The organism is Zooshikella harenae (assembly GCF_018837975.1).
GTDB lineage: Bacteria > Pseudomonadota > Gammaproteobacteria > Pseudomonadales > Zooshikellaceae > Zooshikella > Zooshikella harenae.
The window spans coordinates 1-2,969 of the sequence record NZ_JAGSOY010000171.1 but is presented as its reverse complement, the minus strand read 5'-3'; the positions used below and the strand labels follow the sequence as shown (position 1 = coordinate 2,969).

The 2,969-nt window shown below is 40.1% G+C and carries 5 protein-coding genes and 2 pseudogenes; 2 read left to right on the top strand and 5 right to left on the bottom strand.

Annotated elements, in window-relative coordinates; translation table 11 throughout:
- Positions 1-100: 100 nt before the first annotated feature.
- The 5 genes and pseudogenes from KCG35_RS24330 to KCG35_RS26585 form a co-directional block, all read right to left on the bottom strand.
- Positions 101-262, bottom strand: coding sequence for a hypothetical protein (locus KCG35_RS24330; protein ID WP_215822447.1), 162 nt, complete (start codon positions 260-262; stop codon positions 101-103).
- 58 nt (positions 263-320) lie between these two features.
- Positions 321-575 (bottom strand): Txe/YoeB family addiction module toxin, encoded by a 255-nt coding sequence (locus tag KCG35_RS24325; RefSeq protein ID WP_215822446.1) that lies wholly within the window; start codon positions 573-575, stop codon positions 321-323.
- Positions 572-826 (bottom strand): type II toxin-antitoxin system Phd/YefM family antitoxin, encoded by a 255-nt coding sequence (locus tag KCG35_RS24320; RefSeq protein ID WP_215822445.1) that lies wholly within the window; start codon positions 824-826, stop codon positions 572-574. Before KCG35_RS24320 ends, KCG35_RS24325 begins: the two co-directional genes overlap by 4 nt.
- Positions 827-1,043: 217 nt before the next feature.
- Positions 1,044-1,139: pseudogene (locus KCG35_RS27165) on the bottom strand (SEC-C metal-binding domain-containing protein); the annotation flags it as partial.
- Positions 1,140-1,199: 60 nt separating this feature from the next.
- Positions 1,200-1,754: pseudogene (locus KCG35_RS26585) on the bottom strand (UPF0149 family protein); the annotation flags it as partial.
- Between the two features lie 200 nt (positions 1,755-1,954).
- Between KCG35_RS26585 and KCG35_RS24310 the strand changes: the two are divergent.
- Both KCG35_RS24310 and KCG35_RS24305 read left to right on the top strand, forming a co-directional pair.
- Entirely contained in the window at positions 1,955-2,158 is a 204-nt protein-coding gene (locus KCG35_RS24310) for a type II toxin-antitoxin system VapB family antitoxin (protein ID WP_215822444.1), read from the top strand.
- Entirely contained in the window at positions 2,158-2,541 is a 384-nt protein-coding gene (locus KCG35_RS24305; RefSeq protein WP_215822443.1) for a type II toxin-antitoxin system VapC family toxin, read from the top strand. Before KCG35_RS24310 ends, KCG35_RS24305 begins: the two co-directional genes overlap by 1 nt.
- The last annotated feature ends 428 nt before the right edge of the window (positions 2,542-2,969 follow it).

Genomic DNA, 2,969 nt, shown 5'->3' with positions numbered 1-2,969 from the left:
CTCGATTCCGAAGTTTTTAATACTTGCAAAATTGAAAGCTCCAAGAATCAGTATATACATAGTAAACACTTGTGACTATATGGCAGCCTATTTCCCTAACTTATTGATTTTCTTTAATGATTAAAAAATCAAGAAGAAAAACTTCGGAATCGAGTAATAGTTTATGTATTGATGCTTCTTGCTTCTGGATTAATAAAATAATAGGTAGTAGTGGGCTAGTATCGTTAGCCGGATAATGTGGCTGATCTCTAACCAGCCACATTCTGGAATAGTGACTCCACCAAAATAGCCGATAACCCTACCGGCTATATAGCTGTTGGTTAATAGTGATAGCGACACTGCACAACAACTATAGCTAAATCAGTAACCTTGTATACGAGGCGGTGCTCTCTATCTATTCGCCTTGACCAGTAACCTGACCAGTTATGCTTTAGTGGTTCAGGGTCACCTAGCCCATCAAAAGGTTGGCGCATAATATCTTTGATCAATGTATTAATTCGCTTGAGCGTCTTTTTATCTGTCTTTTGCCAATATAGATAATCCTCCCAAGCCAGTTCTGCCCAAGAAAGAATCATTCTTCAATTAACCCTTTCTCAATTGTATTACCAGCCTCCACTTGAGCAATAGCTTGATTTAGACGCTCAGCATTTCGTTGGCTAGCCATAAGATAGGCTGTAGCTTCGTATGACTTAAAGTCTTCAAGAGACATCAAGACTGCAGGCTTTCCATTCTGCCGAGTAATCAAGACTGGTGTATGGTCATCATTCACTTTATCTAAAGTCCCAGCCAGCTTGCTTCTAAAGGTTGAGTAGCTCATTGTGTCCATAACATAACCCCTTCAAACATTGTACTTATTATTGTACCTGTACAAGTATTTGTACGCAAGTGATCAGTGCTTGCTGATGCTCATAAGGCCATTACTCTGTTTAGCAAACCGTACTTCTTTACCAAAAATTTCCGATAACCCTGCTTGCCGGCTATTTTTTTAACCTTTTTTCCCTGTAGCTCTCAACTCATAGATCCCTTACATCCAGCATTATAGGTTAGTGTTCGATAAGTAAAGCACAACACTTCTTGTACTTTTTACCTGATCCACATGGGCAAGGATCATTTCGTCCAACTTTAGGAGAGTCTCGCCTTATAGTGCCCACTTCTTTTGCAAGGCGTGCGTTAAAACGACGCTCTTCAGCAAAATGCTTATAAATTTTCATGACAGATGCTGATAGCATTGCCAATAACTCTTCCCGTTTTTCTTGAGTAATAGGCTCTTTAAAGGGACGCAGTTCTGGATCAGGATTGTGTTCGTTTGCAAACATGAAGATAGCCACGGCGGCCCCGCCGATCTTGTCATTATTTATGAAATCTGACCACTCGGAATAACAAAAATACATGCCTCTCAAGAATCCTCGAGCCCAGTCACATCCAGCTGTATCTTCCTCGAATAGCACAGGAAAAAAAATGTCATCTTCACTCAAGCGCTTCCCGACATTATTCCAATGAGACATTACAACACTAAAAAAAGTATTGGATTGTTGTTCATCATCAAATGCCTCATCATCTGGCATATCACCACCACCCCAAATTTCAGGAAGGTATTCACTGGGTGCTACAATATGAGGGTTACAGTGTAACGCCACGAAGAAGCCATCCAGCATATCCAAGTTCATCGCTTTATCATGCTGAAAACGACCAAGGAGTTGGCTGATTTGATTTAGCTCATCATCACTCAAACTATCCAAATGTTTTGTTTGCATGCTGCTCACTTTAATATTTTACCATTAGACTGTCTTCAGATTAAATCAGCTGTCTTCATAGAGTCTAGGAATAATGCGTATTCTAGCGCTTTGGTATCATCATCATAATTACCTTTTTTTAAGATATAGCTCATAAACAACTTGCCTTGATGATATTATTGATGCAAAATTTCATTAATAATATCATCAAGGATTTTATCATGCGTACTACAGTCACTATTGACGATGATTTGTATGACAAAGCGCTAGAAATGGCTGACCCCAACATGGATAAGTCAGAACTATTCAGAGAAGCTATTAAGACGTTTGTACGCGTTCAAGCAGCAAAACGTCTTGCTGCACTTGGTGGTACTGTACCCGATATGCAAGATATTCCTCGTCGTCGAGAGGAGCCGAACCCATAATGAATGTACTCATTGATACATCGGTATGGGTAGATCACTTTAGAAACCGCAATAATACTCTGATCAGTCTCATTCAAGCAGACTTAGCGCTCACTCATCCAATGGTGGTGGGAGAAATTGCTTGTGGAACACCACCAGCCCCTCGATCTCGAACACTTAACGATATAGAGTTATTACGACCAGCAAATCATGCAAGTTTGAAAGAGGTTATGGACTTTATCGAGCGAGAAAAGCTCTATGGGCAAGGTTGTGGGCTGGTGGATATCACATTACTTGCATCCACTCTTATCACCCCAGACACAACATTATGGACGCTTGATAGACGCCTTTCAGGCTTGGCTGAGCGCTTCCAAGTTGATTACCAACTAGCTCAGTGGAATTAAATTACTTCTGCCTCCCTCCAGAACCACCCAACCTATGGTGTAAACATACACCATAGGGTTAGCTTTCCACAAGTGTGCTTTAACCCAATACCCATGATAGTCGTAACAACCCCCTTCCTCTTTTAATAATCTATGAAAATACTGATGTGTGTAGTTTGTATTTACTAACTAAAAATTTCCGATAACTAAGATTACCGGCTATTTTTTCGAGGGGGTTGAGTATTCAGAGGAGAGGGAGGAGCACTAAGGGCGCCGGCATATACATCAGTAGAAACTTATGTATAGCGAAGAACTCAAACTACAAGTAAAAGCCTTACTGGAAGGTTTAATCCTGCGGCATAACGCTAAAAAAACATTGTGGGGTAATTAAACTATTTATAAAAAAACCTACAAGTGTAGGCTTTTTCAAAGTATTACTAAATACCCAA